This is a genomic window from Klebsiella sp. DY2415 (assembly GCF_026314315.1).
GTDB lineage: Bacteria > Pseudomonadota > Gammaproteobacteria > Enterobacterales > Enterobacteriaceae > Klebsiella > Klebsiella ornithinolytica.
Genome location: NZ_CP111115.1, coordinates 3,469,985 through 3,493,924 on the forward strand (window position 1 = coordinate 3,469,985; position 23,940 = coordinate 3,493,924).

Annotated in this window: 22 protein-coding genes; 8 read left to right on the forward strand and 14 right to left on the reverse strand. The window is 56.3% G+C overall.

The features are described from left to right. Window positions 1-89: 89 nt before the first annotated feature. The 8 genes from fabF to yceD form a co-directional block, all read right to left on the reverse strand. Window positions 90-1,331 carry a beta-ketoacyl-ACP synthase II gene (gene fabF / locus OQV00_RS16535; RefSeq protein ID WP_004860514.1) on the reverse strand — a complete coding sequence of 414 codons (1,242 nt, stop codon included), beginning with the start codon at window positions 1,329-1,331 and terminating at the stop codon, window positions 90-92. An 86-nt stretch (window positions 1,332-1,417) separates the two neighbouring features. Continuing rightward, entirely contained in the window at window positions 1,418-1,654 is a 237-nt protein-coding gene (gene acpP, locus OQV00_RS16540) for an acyl carrier protein (protein WP_000103754.1), read from the reverse strand. A gap of 210 nt (window positions 1,655-1,864) precedes the next feature. Next, window positions 1,865-2,599, reverse strand: coding sequence for a 3-oxoacyl-ACP reductase FabG (gene fabG, locus OQV00_RS16545; protein WP_004860512.1), 735 nt, complete (start codon window positions 2,597-2,599; stop codon window positions 1,865-1,867). Between the two features lie 12 nt (window positions 2,600-2,611). Beyond that, complete coding sequence (gene fabD / locus OQV00_RS16550; RefSeq protein WP_004860511.1) at window positions 2,612-3,541, reverse strand: ACP S-malonyltransferase; 930 nt, start codon at window positions 3,539-3,541, stop codon at window positions 2,612-2,614. A gap of 15 nt (window positions 3,542-3,556) precedes the next feature. Further along, a complete protein-coding gene (locus OQV00_RS16555; RefSeq protein ID WP_004860509.1) occupies window positions 3,557-4,510 on the reverse strand; it encodes a beta-ketoacyl-ACP synthase III in 954 nt (317 codons plus the stop codon). Between the two features lie 53 nt (window positions 4,511-4,563). Next, window positions 4,564-5,661 carry a phosphate acyltransferase PlsX gene (gene plsX, locus OQV00_RS16560; protein WP_071824628.1) on the reverse strand — a complete coding sequence of 366 codons (1,098 nt, stop codon included), beginning with the start codon at window positions 5,659-5,661 and terminating at the stop codon, window positions 4,564-4,566. 201 nt (window positions 5,662-5,862) lie between these two features. Continuing rightward, on the reverse strand, window positions 5,863-6,036 hold the full coding sequence (rpmF, locus tag OQV00_RS16565; protein WP_000290724.1) for a 50S ribosomal protein L32: 174 nt from the start codon (window positions 6,034-6,036) through the stop codon (window positions 5,863-5,865). 16 nt (window positions 6,037-6,052) lie between these two features. Further along, window positions 6,053-6,574, reverse strand: a complete 522-nt coding sequence (gene yceD, locus OQV00_RS16570; protein ID WP_004860507.1) for a 23S rRNA accumulation protein YceD — start codon at window positions 6,572-6,574, stop codon at window positions 6,053-6,055. Between the two features lie 141 nt (window positions 6,575-6,715). On the opposite strand from yceD, the gene OQV00_RS16575 reads away from it, so the two are divergent. Next, complete coding sequence (locus OQV00_RS16575; RefSeq protein ID WP_015584648.1) at window positions 6,716-7,300, forward strand: Maf family protein; 585 nt, start codon at window positions 6,716-6,718, stop codon at window positions 7,298-7,300. A gap of 465 nt (window positions 7,301-7,765) precedes the next feature. On the opposite strand, the gene rluC is transcribed toward OQV00_RS16575, so the two are convergent. Beyond that, window positions 7,766-8,719, reverse strand: a complete 954-nt coding sequence (rluC, locus tag OQV00_RS16580) for a 23S rRNA pseudouridine(955/2504/2580) synthase RluC (protein ID WP_015584649.1) — start codon at window positions 8,717-8,719, stop codon at window positions 7,766-7,768. Between the two features lie 828 nt (window positions 8,720-9,547). Between rluC and rne the strand changes: the two genes are divergently transcribed. After that, window positions 9,548-12,844 (forward strand): ribonuclease E, encoded by a 3,297-nt coding sequence (rne, locus tag OQV00_RS16585; RefSeq protein ID WP_069476086.1) that lies wholly within the window; start codon window positions 9,548-9,550, stop codon window positions 12,842-12,844. Between the two features lie 696 nt (window positions 12,845-13,540). Here rne and OQV00_RS16590 read toward each other — a convergent pair. After that, window positions 13,541-14,569 carry a LysR family transcriptional regulator gene (locus OQV00_RS16590; RefSeq protein WP_160873617.1) on the reverse strand — a complete coding sequence of 343 codons (1,029 nt, stop codon included), beginning with the start codon at window positions 14,567-14,569 and terminating at the stop codon, window positions 13,541-13,543. Between the two features lie 16 nt (window positions 14,570-14,585). Here OQV00_RS16590 and OQV00_RS16595 point away from each other — a divergent pair, with 16 nt between their 5' ends. Next, window positions 14,586-15,800 carry an MFS transporter gene (locus tag OQV00_RS16595; protein WP_004860502.1) on the forward strand — a complete coding sequence of 405 codons (1,215 nt, stop codon included), beginning with the start codon at window positions 14,586-14,588 and terminating at the stop codon, window positions 15,798-15,800. A gap of 54 nt (window positions 15,801-15,854) precedes the next feature. Here OQV00_RS16595 and murJ read toward each other — a convergent pair whose 3' ends face one another. The 4 genes from murJ to rimJ all read right to left on the reverse strand — a co-directional run bounded on the left by murJ (window position 15,855) and on the right by rimJ (window position 19,670). Next, the gene (gene murJ, locus OQV00_RS16600) at window positions 15,855-17,390 is read right to left on the reverse strand and encodes a murein biosynthesis integral membrane protein MurJ (RefSeq protein WP_071359292.1); all 1,536 of its coding nucleotides are present in this window, start codon (window positions 17,388-17,390) and stop codon (window positions 15,855-15,857) included. Window positions 17,391-17,502: 112 nt separating this feature from the next. Beyond that, window positions 17,503-18,426 carry a Gfo/Idh/MocA family protein gene (locus tag OQV00_RS16605; protein WP_015584654.1) on the reverse strand — a complete coding sequence of 308 codons (924 nt, stop codon included), beginning with the start codon at window positions 18,424-18,426 and terminating at the stop codon, window positions 17,503-17,505. Window positions 18,427-18,428: 2 nt separating this feature from the next. Next, window positions 18,429-19,076 (reverse strand): YceH family protein, encoded by a 648-nt coding sequence (locus tag OQV00_RS16610; protein WP_004860499.1) that lies wholly within the window; start codon window positions 19,074-19,076, stop codon window positions 18,429-18,431. A gap of 9 nt (window positions 19,077-19,085) precedes the next feature. After that, the gene (rimJ, locus tag OQV00_RS16615; RefSeq protein WP_004860498.1) at window positions 19,086-19,670 is read right to left on the reverse strand and encodes a ribosomal protein S5-alanine N-acetyltransferase; all 585 of its coding nucleotides are present in this window, start codon (window positions 19,668-19,670) and stop codon (window positions 19,086-19,088) included. 229 nt (window positions 19,671-19,899) lie between these two features. Here rimJ and mdtH point away from each other — a divergent pair, with 229 nt between their 5' ends. The 5 genes from mdtH to bssS all read left to right on the forward strand — a co-directional run bounded on the left by mdtH (window position 19,900) and on the right by bssS (window position 23,916). Then, window positions 19,900-21,108, forward strand: a complete 1,209-nt coding sequence (gene mdtH / locus OQV00_RS16620; protein WP_004860497.1) for a multidrug efflux MFS transporter MdtH — start codon at window positions 19,900-19,902, stop codon at window positions 21,106-21,108. Between the two features lie 113 nt (window positions 21,109-21,221). Next, window positions 21,222-21,782, forward strand: coding sequence for a lipoprotein (locus OQV00_RS16625; RefSeq protein ID WP_004860496.1), 561 nt, complete (start codon window positions 21,222-21,224; stop codon window positions 21,780-21,782). Between the two features lie 122 nt (window positions 21,783-21,904). Then, window positions 21,905-22,951, forward strand: a complete 1,047-nt coding sequence (pyrC, locus tag OQV00_RS16630) for a dihydroorotase (RefSeq protein WP_004860495.1) — start codon at window positions 21,905-21,907, stop codon at window positions 22,949-22,951. Window positions 22,952-23,023: 72 nt separating this feature from the next. After that, window positions 23,024-23,275: a DNA damage-inducible protein I gene (gene dinI / locus OQV00_RS16635; protein ID WP_004860494.1), complete on the forward strand. Its 252-nt coding sequence runs from the start codon at window positions 23,024-23,026 to the stop codon at window positions 23,273-23,275. A 386-nt stretch (window positions 23,276-23,661) separates the two neighbouring features. Beyond that, entirely contained in the window at window positions 23,662-23,916 is a 255-nt protein-coding gene (gene bssS / locus OQV00_RS16640; protein WP_004860493.1) for a biofilm formation regulator BssS, read from the forward strand. Window positions 23,917-23,940 lie beyond the last annotated feature (24 nt).

Consider the following 23,940-nt stretch of genomic DNA (forward strand, 5'->3'; position numbering starts at 1 on the left):
ACGCAGGACAAGCAGAGAAAGCTGAAGAAAAAAGAAGGCCCGCATTTTATGCAGGCCTGAGTCAGGATTTAGCGGCAGGCGCGACGGGCTTAGATCTTTTTAAAGATCAGTGAACCGTTGGTGCCACCAAAGCCGAAGGAGTTACACAGCGCGTACTCCATACCGGAAACCTGACGCGCTTCGTGCGGAACGAAGTCCAGGTCACAACCCTCATCCGGATTATCCAGGTTGATGGTCGGCGGAACCACGCCATCGCGCAGCGCCAGGATGGAGTAGATCGATTCTACTGCTCCGGCGGCGCCCAGCAGGTGCCCGGTCATTGATTTGGTTGAGCTGACCATCACGCGGCTTGCAGCATCGCCGAAGACAGATTTAACCGCCTGCGCTTCTGCTTTATCGCCCGCCGGCGTCGAGGTGCCGTGCGCATTGACGTAAGCAATCTGGCCCGGTTCAATCCCTGCATCGCGGATGGCATTCACCATCGCCAGGGCCGCACCGGCACCATTCTCCGGAGGAGACGTCATATGGTAAGCATCGCTGCTCATACCAAAGCCGACGATTTCCGCGTAGATTTTCGCGCCGCGTTTTTTGGCGTGTTCGTACTCTTCCAGCACGACCATACCCGCACCGTCGCCCAGCACAAAACCGTCACGATCTTTATCCCACGGACGGCTTGCCGCCTGCGGATTGTCGTTGCGGGTTGAGAGCGCACGCGCGGCACCAAAGCCACCCACGCCAAGCGGGGTACTGGCTTTTTCCGCACCGCCGGCCACCATTGCGTCAGCATCGCCGTACGCAATGATACGCGCAGCCTGACCAATATTGTGTACGCCAGAGGTACAAGCGGTCGCGATAGAAATACTCGGCCCACGCAGACCAAACATGATGGTCAAATGCCCGGCCACCATGTTAACAATTGTAGACGGTACAAAGAACGGGCTGATCTTACGAGGTCCGCCGTTGGTCAACGAACTGTGGTTTTCCTCGATCAGGCCGAGACCGCCAATGCCGGAACCAATAGCGGCACCGATGCGGGTTGCGTTCTCTTCCGTTACTTCAAGACCAGAATCCTGCATGGCCTGAACGCCAGCGACAATTCCATATTGAATGAAGGCATCCATCTTGCGCTGTTCTTTGCGCGAGATAATGTCATCACAGTTAAAATCCTTTACTAAGCCAGCAAATTTTGTTGCATAGGCGCTAGTATCGAAATGGTCGATCAGGCTGATGCCACTCTGACCGGCAAGGAGAGCTTTCCAGGTAGACTCTACGGTATTGCCGACAGGAGACAACATGCCCAGTCCGGTCACAACTACACGACGCTTAGACACGGTTGTCCTCCAGGGAGGGAAAATAGATTCTTGTGGGACAAAAAGATAAAACTCAGGCGGTCGAATGACCGCCTGGAGATGTTCACTTACGCCTGGTGACCGTTGATGTAATCAATGGCAGCCTGAACAGTGGTGATTTTCTCAGCTTCTTCGTCCGGAATCTCAGTATCAAACTCTTCTTCCAGAGCCATTACCAGCTCAACGGTGTCAAGAGAATCAGCGCCCAGGTCTTCAACGAAGGAAGCATTGTTGGTAACTTCTTCCTGCTTAACGCCCAGCTGTTCGCCGATAATTTTCTTAACGCGTTCTTCGATAGTGCTCATACTCTTAAATTTCCTATCAAAACTCGCTTTCGCGATGGTTTTCGTAGTGTATAAAATGTTGAAAAATTTGCAACTAAATCCCGGCAGGTCTTACCACGATTTTACGCTATTTTGCGGGTGTTTGCCCTCAGAACGCAAATCATTTTGCACAAAACCGCATTCGGGATCGCACAGACTGCGCGGTTCCTGAGCGTTTTGTGCAAATCTCGGTCAGACCATATACATTCCGCCGTTGACGTGCAGGGTTTCACCAGAGATGTAACCTGCTTCGTCAGAAGCTAAGAACGCAACCGCACTGGCGATTTCTTTTGCATCGCCGAGGCGACCCGCAGGAACTTGCGCCAGAATACCCGCACGCTGATCTTCAGACAGCGCACGCGTCATGTCCGTTTCAATAAAGCCCGGAGCAACAACGTTAACAGTAATACCGCGGGACGCGACTTCACGTGCCAGCGATTTACTAAAACCAATCAGACCCGCTTTCGCCGCAGCGTAGTTGGCCTGACCAGCATTTCCCATGGTACCGACCACAGAACCGATAGTAATAATGCGGCCGTGACGCTTTTTCATCATAGCGCGCATTACTGCTTTTGACAGACGGAAAACTGATGACAGGTTGGTTTCGATAATATCGTTCCACTCATCATCTTTCATTCGCATTAACAGGTTATCACGAGTAATACCGGCATTATTAACCAGGATATCAACTTCACCAAACTCTGCGCGAATATTTCCCAGAACAGATTCGATAGATGCCGGATCGGTCACATTCAACAGCATACCTTTGCCATTAGCACCGAGGTAATCGCTGATCGCCTGCGCACCGCTCTCGCTGGTGGCCGTGCCGATCACTTTTGCGCCACGGGCGACAAGCGTTTCTGCGATTGCGCGGCCGATGCCGCGACTTGCACCGGTAACCAGCGCGATTTTTCCTTCAAAACTCATGGTATTCCTCTTTTATTGCTCAAGCGCCGCAGACATCGCTGCTGGCTCGTTAAGCGCGGAAGCGGTCAGGGTGTCAACAATACGTTTGGTCAGACCGGTGAGGACTTTACCCGGCCCCACTTCATACAGATGCTCTACGCCCTGGGATGCCATAAACTCAACGGTTTTGGTCCACTGAACCGGGCTGTACAGCTGGCGAATCAGCGCATCGCGAATCGCGTCTGGCGCCGTTTCACACTTCACATCAACGTTGTTCACCACCGAAATAACCGGTGCGTTAAAGGTGATGTTTTGCAGTTCAACCGCCAGTTTTTCCGCCGCAGGCTTCATCAGCGCGCAGTGGGACGGGACGCTCACCGGCAGCGGCAGCGCACGTTTAGCACCGGCAGCTTTGCAGGCGGCACCGGCACGCTCAACGGCTTCTTTGTTGCCGGCAATGACCACCTGGCCCGGCGAGTTAAAGTTGACCGGAGCCACGACCTGCCCTTCGGCAGACTCTTCACAGGCTTTGGCAATAGACGCATCGTCAAGACCGATAATCGCTGACATGGCGCCGGTCCCTTCCGGAACAGCTTCCTGCATAAATTTGCCGCGCATTTCGACCAGACGCACCGCGTCGGCAAAATCAATCACGCCGGCGCAAACCAGCGCGGAATACTCACCCAGGCTATGACCCGCCAGCAGAGCCGGGGTCTTACCGCCCTGCTGCTGCCAGACGCGATACAGCGCCACGGAAGCAGTCAGCAGCGCAGGCTGAGTTTGCCAGGTTTTGTTCAGTTCTTCCGCCGGGCCCTGCTGAGCAAGCGCCCACAGATCGTAACCCAACGCCGCAGAGGCTTCACGGAAAGTTTCTTCGATAACCGGATACGCCGCTGCCATGTCAGACAACATACCGACCGTCTGAGAACCTTGTCCCGGGAACACAAAAGCAAATTGCGTCATGTCTAAATCCTTATACTAAAAACGAACCAGCGCGGAACCCCAGGTGAAACCGCCACCAAAGGCTTCCAGCAGAATCAGCTGACCACGCTGGATGCGGCCATCGCGAACCGCTTCATCCAGCGCACAGGGAACGGAAGCCGCGGAGGTATTGCCATGACGATCGAGCGTCACCACCACGTTATCCATCGACATTCCCAGTTTTCTCGCCGTCGCGCTGATGATGCGCAGGTTAGCCTGATGCGGTACCAGCCAGTCCAGCGCCGAGCGATCGAGATTGTTCGCCGCCAGCGTCTCATCAACAATGTGCGCCAGCTCGGTCACGGCAACTTTAAACACTTCGTTGCCCGCCATCGTCAGATAGATCGGATTTTCCGGCTCTACGCGATCGGCGTTCGGCAGCGTTAACAGCTCGCCGTAGCGGCCATCCGCATGCAGGTGGGTGGAGATGATCCCCGGCTCTTCAGAAGCGCCCAGTACGACGGCTCCCGCGCCATCACCAAAAATAATGATCGTCCCGCGATCGTCAGGATTGCAGGTGCGCGCCAGAACGTCAGCGCCAATCACCAGCGCATAGTCCACGGCTCCGTTTTTCACGTATTGATCGGCGATGCTCAGCGCGTAGGTAAACCCTGCGCACGCCGCCGCTACGTCAAAGGCCGGGCAGCCATTAATACCCAGCATAGCCTGAATCTGACACGCTGAACTTGGAAATGCGTGAGTACCCGAGGTGGTCGCAACAACGATCAGACCAATTTGCTCCGGTTTAACGCCCGCCATATCCAGCGCATTTTTTGCCGCTTCAAAACCCAGCGTAGCAACGGTTTCATTCGGTGCAGCAATACGACGTTCACGGATACCCGTACGAGTGACAATCCACTCGTCAGACGTCTCTACCATTTTTTCCAGGTCGGCGTTAGTACGCACTTGCTCGGGCAGATAACTGCCGGTACCAATAATCTTCGTATACATGTACGCTCAGTCACTCTTGGGTAATATACCCGCCTTGTTCAAACCGCTGGTCGTCAGCCTTCTTCGTTCGTCCCGCTTTGCTGCCGGGAGTTCCCGTTTCTGTCGCCCGTGGGCAGTTCGAAACCTGCTGGGTATAAAGATTCCAGGCGAGCGGCGATCCGCTGAGGAATTTGCCGCTGCACCGCCTGCACTGCCTGCTCTATCGCCACGCTGAAGGCGCGCTGATTGGCAGCACCGTGACTCTTAATCACGGAACCGCGCAATCCTAACAGACAGGCGCCATTATACTGGTCGGGGTTGAGGTGACTGAATCGCCTGGCCAGGCTTTTTTGTAACCAACGCTTCAATAACAGCAGCCACCACGACCGTTTTTTGCCCTCACCCTGTGATTTCAGCAGCGAGAGGAACATTCTGACAACACCTTCCATAGTTTTTAATGTGACGTTGCCCGTGAATCCATCACAAACCAGCACATCGGTTTTGCCCGTCAATAGTTCGTTGGCTTCAAGATAGCCGATATAGTTCAGCGACGGCAGTGTCTTTAGCACCGCAGCGGCATCGCGAATACTGCTGAGGCCCTTCATCTCTTCTTCGCCGATGTTCAGCAGCGCGACGCGGGGGTTCTCAATGCCGACCACTTCTTCGGCCAGTACGGCGCCCATCACCGCAAACTGCACCAGCATCGTACTATCGCAATCTACGTTGGCGCCTAAATCAAGCACCACCGTTTTGCCCTTTTGCTGATGCGGTAAGACCGTCACCAGCGCCGGACGCTCAATCCCTTCAATGGGTTTGAGTAATAATTTTGCCAGCCCCATCAGCGCACCGGTATTCCCCGCGCTGACGCAGGCTTCCGCCCGCCCTTCTTTTACTAACTCCAGCGCCACGCGCATTGAGCTTCCGCGGCTACTGCGGATCGCCTGAGCGGGCCGCGCATCACTAGCAATAACTGACTGCGCAGGGATCACCTGCAGTCGCGAACGTTGTTCGAAATCAGCTTTGGCAAGTAATGGCGTGATGGTGTCGGGGTCGCCGACTAAAAGAAGTGTGAGTTGCGAATTAGAGTTCAGTGCCTGCAGTGCTGCAGGCACTGTCACGGATGGGCCAAAATCACCCCCCATGACATCTAACGCCAGGGTTAGACGTGTCAAGGTATCGTCGCTGCCCGGTTCGGTTATTCCCCAGTCACCTGGGGAAATCCTCGCTAAGCTTCATCACGCTTATACTCTTTGTCTTTCACGCTGCAAGTATGTTGACTGCGCTTGTTCATCCCGATCGCATAGTTGTCTATGCTGCCGGCGATGTCCTCGCTTACGCCTCTTGCCGCGCGAAATCCATGGAGTAGTGCGTGATTACTTAGCGATAACCTTGCGACCGCGGTAGAAACCGTCGGCAGTGATGTGGTGACGCAGGTGTTTCTCACCAGAAGTTTTGTCTACAGACAGGCTGGTGACTGCGGTCAGAGCGTCATGGGAACGACGCATGCCACGTTTGGAACGGGTTGGTTTATTCTGTTGTACGGCCATGGACCTTACTCCTCAATTACTTATGCTTTAAGCTGGCTAATACGGCAAATGGATTTGGTTTTTGTGCCTCTTCAGGCAGTTCACCAAAGACCATGTCCGCGTCGGACACTTCACAGTGTTCAGAATCATGCACCGGAACTACAGGCAAGGAGAGAATGATTTCATCCTCAACCATCGCTTGCAGGTCGATTTCACCGAATTCGTTAACCTCAATCGGCTCATACGCTTCCGGCAGTGCTTCGGCCTGTTCGTCATTTCTGACGGGGCTAAAACAATACGTTGTGTGGACATGATGGGGGAACGGTTTCCCGCAACGCTGACATTCGAGGGTTACTGATACCTTTGCATCGCCGGTAATAACGGCAAGGCGCTGATTATCAATAGCGAACGACATGCTGCATTCCACATCGGTGTCCACGCTGACGACTGAATCGGCTACACGTTCAACCTGATCACGGGCATAAATACCTTCGTAATCGAGGCGTTTTTGAGCCGTGCGAACCGGATCGAGAGTCAGGGGTAATTTTACCTTTTGCATAGGGCGCGCATATTAACTTTGTAATGTCATAGAGTCAAAGAAAAAGGCAGCCTCAGGTTGCCTTTCGCCATTTATTCGCACACATTGCGGCCCATAGTTTAAAATGATGCTCTTCGAAGCGCTATATGTGGATGAAAAAATATGTCTGAGCTTATCCTGGCATCGACATCGCCCTGGCGGCGAATGTTGCTGGAAAAACTGGCAATGCCGTTTGACTGCGCGGCGCCTGACGTCGACGAAACCCCTCATCCAGGCGAACCCGCCCGCCAGCTGGTGGTCCGTCTGGCACAGGCAAAGGCGCAGGCTCTTGCCGAGCGCTATCCGCGGCACTTAATTATCGGTTCCGATCAGGTCTGCGTCCTCGATGGCGAAATTACCGGCAAGCCGCACAGCGAAGAGAATGCGCGCCTGCAGTTAAGGAAAGCCAGCGGCACGATTGTGACCTTTTATACCGGGCTGGCGCTTTATAATTCCGCCAACGGCCATCTACAAACCGAGTGTGAACCCTTTGATGTCCATTTTCGCCATTTAAGCGAGCAGGAAATAGACAATTATGTGCGCAAAGAGCGTCCGCTGCACTGCGCCGGGAGTTTTAAAAGTGAAGGACTGGGCATTACCCTCTTCGAACGCCTGGAAGGACGCGACCCGAATGCGCTGGTGGGCCTGCCGCTGATCGCCCTGTGTCAAATGCTACGCCGGGAAGGCTGTAATCCACTGTTGCGCTAGCCGTTTATTCTGCCGGGCCGGAACCGCCGTTCTGGCCTGCTTCTTTGCCCTGGGTTTTCCCGTCTCAACCAGTCATCTCTTTTCCCCTGTCGACTGAAATGACCGTGGATTCACTCACGCGTCGACCCCGGCTGCCCATTACCCCGCCAGCCTGATTAGATGGCGCGGACTGTCGGTCTGTTTATCCATCCGCTGGTGGACGACACAACACGGCTATTGCCGAAGTCAGGATGGCGCTGACAACAGGTCAGTGGCTGCGGGGAGAGAGTCGACCGCTGTCTGGCGCCTGACCCGGAGGTCTGGCGATGGAGTACACCGGCAATCTTGATTGGTTGTGGTATGGGCATATCGCGCAGGCGCGGCGTGCTGCGGATGAATTGACCCGGAGAGGTGTAAAGGTCGCGGTGAAGGCTGGCACAGCGACGCGGCAGATGACAGCGGCGGACTCACCGTCCGCCGGGACGATCATTTGCTATTACGTAGCACCTGCAGGCAGCGCTTCAGCTGGTTATCCAGCGGCGCTTCGACACGCATTACTTCCCCGGTCCCCGGATGAGTAAATTTCAGCGCGGCGGCATGGAGGAACAACCGATTCAGGCCGGTGCCAGCCAGCTGTTTGTCAAACTCGCGGTCGCCATAACGGTCGTCAAAAGCAATCGGGTGGCCCGCATACTGCGTGTGAACGCGGATCTGATGCGTACGCCCGGTAACCGGACTGCAGCGAACCAGCGTCGCGTGCGTATAGCGCTCTTCAACCTTAAAGCGCGTCTCCGACGGTTTTCCTTCCTGACTGACGCGAACGATACGTTCGCCGCTCTGCAGAATGTTTTTCAGCAGCGGTGCCTGCACCACTTTGGTGTGCGACTGCCACTGCCCGCGCACCAGCGCCAGATAATCCTTCTGCATTCCTTTTTCGCGCAGCTGTTCATGCAGCGAACGCAGTGCGGAGCGCTTCTTCGCCACCAGCAGTACGCCGGAGGTATCGCGGTCAAGGCGGTGAACCAGTTCGAGGAAACGGGCTTCCGGACGCAGCGCGCGCAGGCCTTCAATGACGCCGAAACTCAGGCCGCTGCCGCCGTGCACCGCGGTACCGGAAGGTTTATTCAGCACCAGAATATGGTCATCCTCATACAGAATCACATCGGCCAGCGCCGACACCTTCTGCAGATGCGGGGAGACGGCTTCTTCTTCACGCTCGGCAACCCGAACGGGAGGAATGCGGATTTCGTCGCCGGCTTCCAGCTTGTATTCCGGCTTGACGCGTTTTTTATTCACCCGCACCTCGCCTTTACGCAGGATGCGATAAATCATGCTCTTCGGTACGCCCTTTAGCTGCGTACGCAAAAAGTTATCGATGCGTTGCCCCGCTTCATCGGCGGTAATGGCAACCATTTTTACGCTTGGAGTCTCAGTTTTCATGGTGCGCGATTCTAAATAGCCCGACGCATTAGCGCCACTCATTTTTATATGCTTATATTTATCATTATCCGGTTTTCATTGAATGCTTCATCAGCGTTTTGTTTGTTATTAGAACAATCTGTATGCGCTGGTGAAAAAACTGTGAGTAACCGGGTGATAAAAGGTAAAAGTCAACTTGCTATAACAAGGTTAGCAATGGAATAATGATGCCGTTTTCCGTGTTGAATCTTGTTAGAACAAGAAATTAGCGGAATGACCAATTTTGTCTGACCGATCATCCACGCAGCAATGGCGTAAGACGTATTGATCTTTCAGACAGTTAGCGGGCTGCGGGTTGCAGTCCTTACCGGTACAGGCCTCTATGGATTTCACGTCGCAGGAAGGCGTCGACTCCGGGTATTCCCGGGTGCTCTACTCAGTCCGCTGATTGAGATGAGCGGGTTAAGCCACTACATCTGTAACGTGAAAGACGACGAGATATACGCAAAATTATTCAGGATGCGCCAAGGCGGCGAAAGAGAGAATCTCCGGAACTGACATCATCAGTAGGTCAGCAACAGGGGTGAACGAGCAAGCCGAAGCAGAAGCAACCTGAAAAATGACGTGTATAAATGGAATCTTCTCTGGTGATACATCCCAGGCTGTTCCCCTGCTAATTGCGCTGTGTTTCCGTTTGAAATACAGGCGACCGACACTCTGCGCCTCTTAAGCGCGCGACAACCGTGAGGTTGGCGACGTGAAACAGACACGAGGCCATCGGTTTTCCCCGGCAAGGCAATACTCTGCCCGCAGCTTAGTCGTCAATGTAAGAATAATGAGTAAGTTACGATGAAAAGAATGTTAATCAACGCAACTCAGCAGGAAGAGTTGCGCGTCGCCCTTGTTGATGGGCAGCGCCTGTACGACCTGGATATCGAAAGCCCCGGGCACGAACAGAAAAAAGCGAACATCTACAAAGGCAAAATTACCCGTATTGAACCTAGCCTTGAAGCCGCGTTTGTTGATTACGGCGCCGAGCGTCATGGTTTCCTCCCCCTCAAAGAAATCGCCCGCGAATACTTCCCTGCCAACTACAATTCTCACGGTCGTCCGAATATTAAGGATGTTCTGCGTGAAGGTCAGGAAGTAATTGTTCAGATTGATAAAGAAGAACGTGGCAACAAAGGTGCCGCGCTCACCACCTTTATCAGCCTGGCGGGTAGCTATCTGGTACTGATGCCGAACAACCCGCGCGCGGGCGGCATTTCACGCCGTATCGAGGGTGACGACCGTACCGAACTGAAAGAAGCGCTGGCCAGCCTTGAGCTGCCGGACGGCATGGGGCTTATCGTGCGTACCGCGGGCGTCGGCAAATCTGCCGAAGCGCTGCAGTGGGACCTGAGCTTCCGTCTGAAACACTGGGAAGCCATCCAGAAAGCCGCTGATAGCCGCCCGGCGCCGTTCCTGATTCATCAGGAAAGCAACGTCATCGTGCGCGCCTTCCGTGATTACCTGCGCCAGGACATCGGCGAAATCCTGATCGATAACCCGAAAGTGCTTGAGCTGGCTCGCCAGCACATCGCTGCACTGGGTCGCCCGGATTTCAGCAGCAAAATCAAACTGTACACCGGTGAAATCCCGCTGTTCAGCCATTACCAAATCGAATCGCAGATTGAATCCGCCTTCCAGCGCGAAGTGCGCCTGCCTTCCGGCGGGTCAATCGTTATCGACAGCACCGAAGCGTTAACCGCTATCGATATCAACTCCGCTCGCGCCACCCGCGGCGGTGACATCGAAGAAACGGCATTCAACACGAACCTGGAAGCGGCCGATGAGATTGCCCGCCAGCTGCGTCTGCGTGACCTCGGCGGCCTGATTGTCATCGACTTCATCGACATGACGCCGGTGCGCCACCAGCGCGCGGTTGAAAACCGCCTGCGCGAAGCGGTACGTCAGGATCGTGCCCGTATCCAGATCAGCCATATTTCTCGCTTCGGCCTGCTCGAAATGTCGCGTCAGCGTCTGAGCCCGTCGCTGGGTGAATCCAGTCATCACGTCTGCCCGCGCTGTAGCGGTACCGGCACCGTTCGTGATAACGAGTCCCTGTCGCTCTCGATCCTGCGTCTGATTGAAGAAGAAGCGCTGAAAGAGAACACCCAGGAAGTTCACGCTATCGTGCCTGTGCCGATTGCGTCCTACCTGCTGAACGAAAAACGCGCTGCGGTGAGCGCCATCGAAACCCGTCAGGGCGACGTTCGCGTGATCATCGTCCCGAACGATCAGATGGAAACCCCGCACTACTCCGTGCTGCGCGTACGCAAAGGCGAAGAGACCTCTACCCTGAGCTATCTGCTGCCTAAACTGCATGAAGAAGAGATGGCGCTGCCTGCGGACGAAGAACCGGCCGAGCGTAAACGCCCTGAGCAACCGGCTCTGGCCACCTTCGTGATGCCGGACGTACCGCCTGCACCCGAGCAGGAAGTTCCTGTTGCCGCACCTGCCGCCGCAAAACCAGCGGTTGCCGCTGCCGCGCCGGCGCAGCCTGGTCTGCTCTCGCGCTTCTTTGGTGCCCTGAAAAACATCTTCTCCGGTGCAGAAGAAGCTAAACCGGCAGAACCTCAGGTAGAGAAGAAAGCCGAAGAGAAACCGGAACGTCAGCAAGAACGTCGCAAACCGCGGACCAACAATCGCCGCGACCGCAACGATCGTCGTGATAACCGTGATAACCGCGACGGTCGTGATAACCGCGATAACCGCGCTGAAAATAGCGAAGGCCGTGAACCTCGTGAATCCCGCGAGGAAAACCGCCGTAATCGTCGCGAGAAACAGCAGCAGAATGTCGAGCCGCGTGAATCTCGCCAGACGGTGACCGAGGATGCTGAAAAAGGCAAAGCGCGCGATGAGCAGCAGCCGCGTCGTGAGCGTAATCGTCGTCGTAACGATGAGAAGCGCCAGGCGCCGCAGGAAGCTAAGCCACAAACGCGCGAAGAGCCGGTAGTCCAGCAGGAAGCCGAGCAGGAAGAACGCGTTCAGACGATGTCTCGTCGTAAACCGCGTCAGTTATCCCAGAAGGTTCGCATCGAGTCTGCGGTCGCAGAAACGGCCGCTCAGGTTGTTGAAACCGCGGCTGCGGTCCAGCCGGAAGCTGTCGCTCCGCGCACGGAACTGGCGAAAGTCGATCTGCCTGCCGTCGTTGAAAGTAACGGCGACCATGACGACAACAACGAGTCTCGCGAAGCCAACGGTATGCCGCGTCGCTCTCGTCGCTCGCCGCGTCATCTGCGCGTCAGCGGTCAGCGCCGTCGTCGTTACCGCGATGAGCGTTACCCGACCCAGTCGCCGATGCCGCTGACCGTAGCCTGTGCATCTCCGGAAATGGCGTCAGGTAAAGTGTGGATTCGTTACCCGGTTGCCCGTCCGCAGGATCAACAGCAGGAAGAACAGCAGGTTCAGGCCTCCGTGACTGAAACTGTCGCTCCTGTTGCTGTCGCTGAAGCTGCCATTGCAGAAGTGGTCGCCCCGGCGGTTGCCGAAGCAGCGCCTGTTGCCGCCGAACAACCTGTCGTAGCCGAAGCGACCGTCGCTGAAGCCGCGCAGACTGTTCAGCCGGAGGTCGCCCGCGAAACCGAGGTTGCTCCGCAGGATATTATCGCCGCAGAAGCGCCGGTAGTTGAGGCAGAAAGCATTGTTGCGCCGGTTGTTGCCGAGCCGGAAACAGTAGCGGTAGACACGGCTGCAGAAGGCGTTGTTGAGGAACCTGCCCCGGTTGTGGCAGCAGAAGCTCCGGCACCGCAGGTCATTGAACCGGCGCCGGTGGTTGAAGCTACTCCGGTAGTTGAAGCTACTCCGGTAGTTGAAACTGCTCCGGTGGTTGAAGCTGCTCCGGTGGTTGAAGCCGCGCCGGTCGTCGAATCAGCGCCTGCTCCGGTCGTGGTCGCTACACCAGCGGCAGCGGTTGTCGTGTCTCATCGCCACGCCACCGCCCCGATGACGCGTGCTCCGGCGCCGGCCTACGAGCCAGAAGCGCCGCGTCACAGCGACTGGGTTCGCCCGTCGTTTGCCTTTGACGGCAAAGGCGCAGCAGGCGGCCACAGCGCAACTCACCAGGCGACGGCGGAACCTACCCGTCCACAACCTGCCGAGTAAACGCGGTACGTCATAAAAAACCGGCCACAGGCCTAATGCGGGTTACTTAAAGGTAACCCGCATTTTTTTTGCTTTATCGCCGGACAGGGTGATGCCGGTAAACGGTGGTTGGCGCGAAAGGGGTCTGCCGCGGGGGTGCAGTGGAGTATTCCGTTCACTTTTGTGGCATGTTCCGTTCACGATAAATCCGCCACTTTTCTCCCCCCCGCTGCGGGTGAACGGCATTGCGCTGAAAACGGCCGCTGCGCGGTATGCTCCACTCCGTCTTCATCTGGCGGAGGCAAGCCTTACAGGGAGGTGACCTCTTGCCGTCCCCCAACAGCCAGACGGCGGAGACAAAGGTATCGCGTCGCGACGATTTTCCTGCCGCAATGCCGGGTTCCCAGGGCCGGGCGAAACCGGCCCTGGGTCGTTCGCCTGTCGCGCAGGAAACAGCAGCATGCGGAATCTCACGTGAACGGAATATTCCACACAACACATGCGCCAGAGTACGAAGACCCTTTTCGCATAAACCAGCGTAAAAATGACATCCCTGGCTTAACAGCGAACGACGGGACAGAAACTCCTGCAGAGATGTTGAAAACCTGACCACGCCGCATAAAAAACGGTAATCTCCGTGAGATGACGGATTCTTACACCTCTGCCGGATCGGTCAGCCGCCCCTTAAACAATCGATATTAGCCTCTGGCCGTTTCTTTATTCCCCCTCCGGGCGCTGCATCCCGGCAACCTGCGGCATCACTTCGCGCATCAGATCGAGAAACTTCCGCAGGCGGGTCGGATAATAACGCGCCCACGGATAGACCAGGTGGACCGGCAGCGGAGAGGCCCGCCACTGCGGAAATGGCTCAATCAGCCGACCGGCGGCGATATCCTCCGTCACAGCCCAACTCGACACGATAGCAGCCCCCAGCCCCGCCAGCGCCGTATTACGGGCCACATACACGCTATCGGTGCTCAGGCACGGCACAATACCAAACGAAAGCTCCCGGCTATCCTCCTGATGCTGCAACTCCACTTCATGTTGATAAAAGGTACTGATGGCCACCCACGGCAGCCGCGACAGATCCTGAGGTATCGCTAATGCCGGATAGCGCGACAACAGCTCCGGGGCGACCACCAGACTACGCGGAACTTCGGCCAGCAGCACCGACACCGTGGCCGGGTCAACTTCAGCCCCCACCCGAATCGCACAATCGATATTGTCACTGAGAAAATCGACGGTTTTGTCATTCAGCATCCACTCCACCGCCAGCTGCGGATAGCGCTGCAGAAAACTGACCAGCGGCCCCAGCAGCTGCTGCTGACCAAAGGCATGAGGCGCACGCACGCGCAGTACCCCTACCGGCCGCTCGTCGGCGATACTCATCTCGTCCTCCAGCGCCAGCCAGGCATCTACCACCTGACGCGCATGCTGGTAACAGCGTTCGCCATCATCGGTGAGCTTCATCGCATGGGTTGTGCGCAGGATCAGCCGGCTACCGAGCATACTCTCCAGCGACTGCAGACGGCGGCTGACCGTCGCCTGGGTAGTCTCCAGCTGCCGCGCCGCCGAAGAGAGTGAACCGGCCTCGACGATTCGAATAAAGGTCCGCATCAGTTCGATGCGATCTATACGCTCCTGCCTCTTCATTATCATTTTCTCTATACGTGAAACGTATAACCGTTTTACCACCACGCTATCTACCGCGCCAGCGGCATTCGGGGAAGAATAGCGCCATCTCATCTACGAGGACTTCATCATGACCCCGACTCCACTATCCTCCCGCGAGGCAGGCTGGATCATTTTTATACTCGCTCTTGGCGCTGGTTTTAGCGTTGCCTCTATTTATTACGCCCAGCCCCTGCTCCCGCTGATGGGTGCCAACCTGCGCCTGAGCGTTGAAGGGATGGGTCTCGTCCCGACCCTGACCCAGGCGGGCTACGCGCTGGGCATTCTGTTTCTGCTGCCGCTCGGCGATCGCCACGACCGGCGGACGCTGATTCTGCTGAAAAGCGCGGCGCTGGCGGTCCTGCTACTGCTGTGTAGCCTGACGGACCAGCTCACTTCACTGCTGGTGGTCAGCTTACTGATCGGGATGGCCGCGACGATGGCGCAGGATATTGTTCCGGCAGCAGCGATTCTGGCCCCGGCCGGTAAGCAGGGAAAAATGGTCGGGACGGTGATGACCGGCCTGCTGCTGGGGATTCTGCTCTCGCGGACCGTCAGCGGCCTGGTCGGGGCGCTGTTCGGTTGGCGGGTGATGTATCAGGCGGCAGCCGTGAGTATCGCTCTCATCGGTCTGCTGATGTGGCGTATTCTTCCCCGCTTTGCGATTCACTCCACGCTAAGCTATCCGCAGCTGATGAAATCCATGGCGCATCTGTGGCAACGCTATCCTGCGCTGCGACGCGCGGCACTGGCTCAGGGCTTTTTATCCATAGCCTTCAGCGCCTTCTGGTCAACGCTGGCGGTGATGCTGCTCGCACATTATCAGATGGGCAGCGCCGTGGCCGGGGGATTCGGCATCGCCGGAGCGGCCGGAGCCCTTGCCGCCCCGCTGGCGGGTGGCCTGGCCGATAAATATGGCGCGGGAAGAGTCACTCAACTGGGTGCAGGCCTGGTTACCCTCTCTTTTGCCCTGATGTTCCTGATGCCGGTCCTGCCGCCACATGGTCAGCTGCTGCTAATCGGTCTTTCGGCCATCGGCTTCGATCTCGGTCTACAGTCCAGCCTGGTCGCGCACCAGAATCTGGTTTATAGCCTCGAGCCGCAGGCTCGCGGTCGCCTGAACGCCCTGCTGTTCACCGGCGTGTTTATTGGGATGGCGCTCGGTTCAGTACTCGGCAGTCGGCTATACGTGGTCGCCGGCTGGAACGGTGTTGTTGTTCTGGCCGTGGTCACCGGCGCGATTGCGCTCGCGATTCGTCTGCGGGAAAGCGCCCGTCTGGCATCCGTAGCGCGCGCAGTCCGATAAAAAAAGACCCGCTCCGCCATGCGGAACGGGTCTTTTTCAATCCGGCGAATGACCTCAGGCCGTACGTCGGGCAAACTCTTTTACCCGGAAGCCCAGCGCCATTAAGGTGGTAAAATACGCCACTACGCCCACCGCCACAACCGCCATCAGGCGCAGCAGACGGAACGGCATGGAGCCCTGCGACCACTCCGGCATGATATACATCATACCCAGCAGCGCCGCCGACATCACCAGCACCGCAACCACCAGACGCAGCAGGAAGGAGAACCATCCCGGCTGCGGAGTAAAGATCTTTTGCTTACGCAGCTGCCAGTACAACAGACCGGCGTTAAGACAGGCCGCCAGGCCGATAGAGAGCGACAGCCCGGCATGCTTCAGCGGGCCAATAAAGATCAGGTTCATCACCTGGGTCATAATCAGCGTAACGATCGCGATTTTTACCGGGGTTTTAATGTCCTGCCGTGAATAAAAGCCCGGCGCCAGTACCTTAACGACAATCAGTCCCATCAGTCCGACGGAGTAAGCCACCAGCGCGCGTTGGGTCATCGCCGCATCAAACGCGCTGAATTTCCCGTACTGGAACAGCGCCACGGTGAGCGGCTTCGCCAGGATCCCCAGCGCCACGGCGCTTGGCAACGCCAGCAGAAAGCACAGGCGCAGCCCCCAGTCCATCAGGCGGCAGTACTCATCATGATTACCGCTGGCAAAGCTTTTTGACAGCGATGGCAGCAGGATAGTCCCCAGCGCCACGCCAAGGACCCCGGACGGAAACTCCATCAGGCGATCCGCGTAATACATCCACGACACCGAACCAGATACCAGGAACGAGGCAAAGATGGTGTTGATAATCAATGAAATCTGGCTGACGGAGACGCCGAGGATCGCCGGCCCCATCTGTTTGACCACCCGCATTGCGCCGGCATCTTTCAGGTTAATGCGCGGCAGAACCAGCATGCCAATCTTTTTCAGATGCGGCAGTTGATAGGCCAGCTGCAGCACGCCGCCGACGGTGACCGCCCACGCCATCGCCAGCATGGGCGGATGGAAATAGGGTGCGGCAAACAGAGCAAAACCAATCATACTGACGTTGAGGAACGTCGGAGCGAAAGCGGGAACGGAAAAACGGTTCCAGGTGTTGAGAATCGCCCCGGCTAGCGACGCCAGTGAAATCAGCAGAATATAAGGAAAGGTGATGCGCAGCAGCTGGGTGGTCAGGGTAAATTTATCCGGGCTGTCGGCAAAACCGGGCGCGGTCACGGTAATCACCCAGGGTGCCGCCAGCATTCCAAGAACGGTAACGACCGCCAGAACCAGCGTCAGCAGGCCAGAGACATAGGCCACAAACACGCGGGTCGCATCTTCGCCCTGCTTGCTTTTATATTCGGCAAGAATGGGAACAAATGCCTGAGAGAACGCCCCTTCAGCGAAGATACGGCGCAGCAAATTCGGTAATTTAAACGCGACGAAAAAGGCATCCGTCGCCATCCCTGCGCCAAAAATTCGGGCGACGATAGCATCACGCGCAAACCCCAGAACGCGTGAAAACATGGTCATCGAACTGACTGCTGCCAGTGATTTTAAAAGGTTCATTAACGTGTTATTCCACAACCCTGAAGTAAAACGCCCGCGATTGCGGGCGCTGGAAAGTGGCGATAGTCTACCGGGTTCGTCATGAATTACTACTCCCAGATGTTACAACCAATTATTCACTCATTGCCTCGCGCCAGAGTTTTTCGACCACCCGTTGCGCCAGCAGCGCCTGTTCACCCGCAGTTTCCGGAACCGTCTGATTTTGCACGCATTCGATGAAGTGGCGAGCGCAGCCGGCAAAACCCCGTTGCTCGAGCGTGGTTTGCCAGCCCGGAACCGGGCGCATAATCACCCCCTGACCGCGCTCTTCCTGCCATTCACGCATATCACAGACGGCGTACAGTCCGCCGTCAGTCACCGCCTGCACCCACTCCCGCTGACTACCGGCACGCCGGTGCATGCTGGTGGTGACCTCCAGTTGAGGCGTGCTGAAGTGGTGTTCGGCGTAGAGCATTTCGCCCTGGGCCGTGGTATGCAGCGAGCCGCCGCTCAGGCGCGCGGTACCGCCCGCCAGCCACAGCGCGGTATCCACCACATGCAGATAATCATCCAGCAACGTAAAACGCAGATCGTGGCCGACGCTGTCGCTGCGATGTTTATCCATGCGCAGCGATGCGGCGCCGCCCATCTGCGTTTTGAGTTCACGATACAGCGGCGCAAAGCGACGGTTAAAACCGACCATCAGCGTGAGCTTGCGGCGCGCCGCCAGTTCGACCAGCGACTCTGCCTCATTCAGCTTATCGGCCAGCGGTTTATCCACGCACACATGCACCCCGGCATGCAACAGGCGGCTCACCACCTCAAAATGCGAAGCCGTTGAAGTATGCACAAAGACCGCGTCACACTGCGCCGCCAGCTGCTCCAGCGAGTCGGCATAAGGAATGCGCCAGGCGTCGCAGATGCGTAGCGCTTTCTCTTTACCCGGCGACCAGGCCGCCTGCAGCGTCCAACCATCTGCGGCGCCCAGCACCGGCAGCCAGGCCTTCTGCGCGATGCCCCCTAACCCCACCACGCCAATGCGTAATTTCGCGGTCACGATTAATCTCCCAGGTGAGCCAGCAGCGAGGCCAGCCGCTCTTTCAGTTCCGCGACTTCGCCTTCCAGCGCCTCAACCCGCGCGAGAAGATCATCGGCCGGCGGCGAGACGGCCTCGACGGCGGTAATAAGCGAGTCCATATCATCGCAGAACAGGTGCATATAGCGGGATTCTCGTTTCCCTGGCTCGCGCGGCAGACGAGCGACGAAAGGTCCGTCATCCCGGGTTGCCAGCGTTTCCAGCACGCTCTCCACTTCCGCCATATCGCTAAAGTCATACATTCGCTGCGCTCGGCTGCGCAACTCGCCCGGCGTCTGCGCGCCGCGCAGCAGCAGCGTCGTCACGATCGCCACTTCCGCCGGAGACAGTTTCAGATCGCCAAACTCGGAATTACAAAAGCGCTGTTCATATTTGGTCACCCGATTGCCGAAACCGCTGACCGTACGCAGGTAATGGCGTTTGACCAGGGCATCCAGCAGATCCTGAATATCACTTTCGCTCAGCGACATCACCGGCTCACGATTGGTTTTCTGATTGCAGGCGGTCACCACCGCATTGACCGACAGCGGATACTGCTCAGGCGTGGTTACCTGTTTTTCCAGCAGACACCCGATGACGCGCGCTTCGTGTGCGGTTAACTGATATTTCATGCTCTCTCCTCAGCGACCCGGAGTCCAGTCCGGTGTCGTCAACGCCGTCAGTACATGGTCACGCCACTGCCCGTCAATCAGCAGATAATTTTTGGCGTACCCCTCTTTTTCAAAGCCAAGACGAGCCAGTAAATCGCCGCTACGTTGATTATGCGGCATGTAGTTGGCCATGATGCGATGGATATGCTGCGTGCGCTGCATATAGCGAATCGCCGCGGTCAGGGCCTCAAACATCAGCCCCTGGCCTTGCCACTTCTCGCCAATGGAATAGCCGAGGTAGCAGGCATGAAACGACCCGCGAACCACATTGGAAAAATTTGCCACGCCGATAATCTCTTTCTCTTCCGGATCGAGCAGCGCAAAATAGAATGCCGAGCCCTGTTTATGAAACTCGGAAATCATCGATAAACGCGCCTGCCAGCCAGAGGGGTAGCAGTGGCTGTCATCGCGCACTGGCTCCCAGGGTTTTAAGAACCCTTTATTCTCCGCGTAATAATCGGCCAGACGCCAGGCGTCACGATCGTATACCAGCCGCACCACCAGCCTGTCCGTCGTCAAACGCACCTTAGGTACGTTACTGCGATAGCCAAACATTCCCTTCTCCTGTTCCCCTGACTGATTACCCTGCTCCTTTCACTATACCTGTCCTGAACGGTTGTGTGAAAACAGCAACATACCATTTTCTGCACCATCTCCCTTTTTCGATGAATAGACTCTATCGATCTTGCTTTTTGATAAAAAAATATTGTCGCAATGATGCTGGGAAAGTCAGCATCTTCCCCGCACACTATCCGGGTAACTCTTTATTTTCCCTGGAGGGGAAATGTCCCGCGTATCGCAGGCAAGGAGCCTGGGTAAATATTTCCTGTTGGTCGACAACATGCTGGTGGTTCTGGGCTTTTTTGTCGTCTTCCCGCTAATTTCTATTCGCTTTGTTGACCAGATGGGCTGGGCGGCGCTGATGGTCGGGATTGCGCTCGGCCTGCGCCAGCTGGTACAGCAAGGATTAGGCATTTTTGGCGGCGCGGTCGCCGATCGCTTTGGCGCCAAGCCGATGATCGTCACCGGCATGCTCATGCGCGCGGGCGGTTTCGCGGCGATGGCCGTGGCCCATGAACCGTGGGTTCTGTGGCTCTCCTGCATTCTCTCCGGGCTCGGCGGCACCCTGTTCGATCCGCCGCGCGCCGCGCTGGTGGTCAAGCTGGTGCGTCCGCATCAGCGCGGGCGATTCTTTTCGATTCTGATGATGCAGGACAGCGCCGGGGCGGTGATTGGCGCCCTGCTCGGCAGCTGGCTGCTGCAATACGACTTCCGCCTGGTCTGCAGCGTGGGCGCGGCGTTGTTTGTCGCCTGCGCCGCGTTCAACGCCTGGTATCTCCCGGCGTGGAAGCTTTCCACCGTGAAAACACCGGTGCGGGAAGGCCTGGGCCGGGTGCTGCGCGACAAGCGCTTTGTCACCTACGTTCTGACGCTCACCGGCTACTATATGCTGGCCGTCCAGGTGATGCTCATGCTGCCCATTATGGTTAACGACATCGCCGGTTCACCGACCGCGGTAAAATGGATGTATGCCATTGAAGCCGCTATATCGTTAACCCTGCTCTATCCCATTGCCCGCTGGAGCGAACAGCGATTTCGCCTGGAGCATCGGCTGATGGCCGGGTTACTGGTGATGACCCTCGCCATGTTGCCTATTGGCTTGACCAGCAATTTACAGCAGCTGTTTACCCTGATTTGTATCTTCTATATTGGATCGATCGTTGCGGAACCGGCGCGGGAAACCCTGGGAGCCTCTTTAGCCGATGCCCGGGCGCGCGGCAGCTATATGGGCTTCAGTCGGCTGGGGCTGGCCTTTGGCGGCGCATTTGGCTACGCCGGCGGCGGATGGTTGTTCGATGCGGGTAAAGCGCTGAATCAGCCCGAACTGCCGTGGCTGATGCTGGGTGTTATCGGCCTGTTTACCTTCATTGCTCTGTGGTGGCAGTTCAGCCAGAAGCGGTCGACGTCCGGCATGCTGGAGCCACGTACCTGACCAGAGATTTAAGGTAAGGCCTGTTTTCAGCATTTTCCGCTAGTGCGTCGAATGCTGGCAGGCCATACTGCTTTATGTCAGGATAAGTCCTGGCATGACCGTTAAGGAATCTAATGAAAAAGATGTTTATCGTGGCCGCGCTCATTGTCAGCGGCCTTCTGAGCGGCTGTAACCAGCTCACACAGTATTCAGTTAGCGAGCAGGAAATTAACCAGGCGCTACAGAAACGTAACCATTTCGCCAAAGATATCGGCCTGCCGGGCGTGGCGGATGCCCATATTGAGTTACACGATCTGACCAGTGCGATTGGCCGTGAAGAGCCGAATAAAGTGACGCTGAGCGGCATTGCCAACCTGGATCTGAACTCGTTATTCGGCAATCAGAAAGCCACCATCGACCTGAAGCTCAAGGCGCTGCCGGTCTTTAATAAAGAGAAAGGCGCGATCTTCCTGCAGGAGATGGAAGTGGTTGATGCGAAAGTGTCGCCTGAGAAACTGCAGTCCGTCGTACAGACCCTGATTCCCTATCTGAATCAGTCTCTGCGTAGCTATTTTAACCAGCAGCCGGCCTACGTTCTGCGCGAAGATGCCAGCACCGGCGAAGCGCTGGCGAAAAAATACGCAAAAGGCATCGAGGTGAAACCGGGCGAAATTATCATCCCGTTCACCAATTAATACGACGGGCGCTGCCGCGCCCGTTTTTTTACGGAAATTGATGCAAAGGAAAACGTTTACGCTTATCCTTAGTGCCCGGCAAAAACAGCCCTGATGACTGACCCTATTAGCCGGAGCTTTCCATGACAGCACAATCCCAGGTATTGAAAATCCGCCGCCCTGACGACTGGCATATCCATCTCCGCGATGACGATATGCTGAAGACCGTCGTGCCTTACACCAGTGAATTTTATGGCCGGGCGATCGTGATGCCGAATCTGGTGCCGCCTGTCACCACCGTTGAAGCTGCGATAGCCTATCGCCAGCGTATCCTTGACGCCGTTCCCGCCGGGCACGACTTTACGCCGTTGATGACCTGCTACCTGACCGATACGCTCGACCCGGCGGAGCTGGAGCGTGGATTCCACGCTGGCGTATTCACCGCAGCCAAACTCTATCCGGCCAATGCCACCACCAACTCCAGCCACGGCGTCACCAGCATCGATGCCATCATGCCGGTGCTGGAGCGCATGGAAAAGCTGGGCATGCCGCTGCTGGTTCACGGTGAAGTCACCCACGCCGAGATTGACATCTTCGATCGCGAAGCGCGCTTTATCGAAACGGTAATGGAGCCGCTGCGTCAGCGTTTACCGGGCCTGAAAGTGGTGTTCGAACATATCACCACCAAAGATGCCGCCGAATACGTTCGCGACGGTAACGAACTGCTGGCCGCGACCATTACGCCTCAGCATCTGATGTTTAACCGTAATCACATGCTGGTTGGCGGCGTGCGTCCCCATCTTTACTGTCTGCCGATTCTGAAGCGCAATATCCACCAGCAGGCGCTGCGTGAGCTGGTTGCCAGCGGCTTTAGCCGCGCGTTTCTGGGAACCGACTCCGCTCCGCACGCCCGCCATCGTAAAGAGGCCAGCTGCGGATGCGCCGGTTGCTTTAACGCGCCGACCGCGCTGGGCAGCTATGCGACGGTATTTGAAGAGATGAATGCCCTGCAGCACTTCGAAGCGTTTTGTTCACTCAACGGCCCGCGCTTCTACGGCCTGCCGGTGAATGATACCTTTGTTGAGCTGGTGCGCGAAGAGAGCACCGTCGTTGAAAGCATCGCCCTGCCGGACGACACCCTGGTGCCTTTCCTTGCCGGTGAAACCCTGCGCTGGACGATGAAAAAATAAAAGCGCTGCCCCTTGTTGTAAACGCAAACTGAATACTGTATAAATAACCAGTATATTACACAGGGGGCAATCATGCGCATCGAAGTGTCTATCGCCAAATCTACAGCCTTACCACACGGCGCCTTAGAAGCGCTAAATAATGAACTCTCCCGACGCATTGAACAGCAGTTCCCGGCTCTTCCAAGCCAGGTAACCGTACGCTTTGCCGCCAATAACAATTTGTCCGTCATTGGCGGCCTGAAAGAAGATAAAGACCGGATAAGCGAAATCCTGCAAGAAACCTGGGAAAGCGCTGATGACTGGTTTGTCCATGACGCATCCTGACGCCTCTCTGGCAGCATGCCGCAGCAGAATGGCACGGGCTCTGAACAAACAGAGCAGGCCAGTCTGAAGCAAAAGCTGCCGGAACATCGCGTCAGGCACAGCAAATTCAATTTGCTCCCTCATTGTGCTTTTTTTGCCGGGTCGCCCCGGCTTTTTTATCCCCGTTGCAATCTCAGACTTTTCTTTTTCCTCCTGATTATTTCCTTTAAAAATAACGATGCACGGCACTAAATTTGCGCAAAAAAGCACCAAACAGATGAAAGCTCGCCCTGTTTGATTTAATTTCTCGAGTTTATTCTTAACAGCTGATATAATTAACTTGCTTCAAAAAATATGCATTAAACCTCGAGAATTGTTGTCTTTTAACATATGAATAAGGGGTTATGATGGAAAAGAATAATGAAGTCATCCAGACCCATCCCCTCGTCGGATGGGACATCAGCACCGTTGATAGCTACGATGCAATGATGTTGCGCCTGCACTACCAAAACCCCACTCAAGAAAGCAGTAACGAAGCTGAAATTGGCCAGACGCTCTGGCTAACGACGGAAGTCGCACGTCAATTTATTTCTATCCTGGAAGCAGGTATTGCGAAGATAGAATCAGGTGAATACCAGGCAAACGAGTACCGCAGGCATTAATGATTATGCCGCGATCGATATATG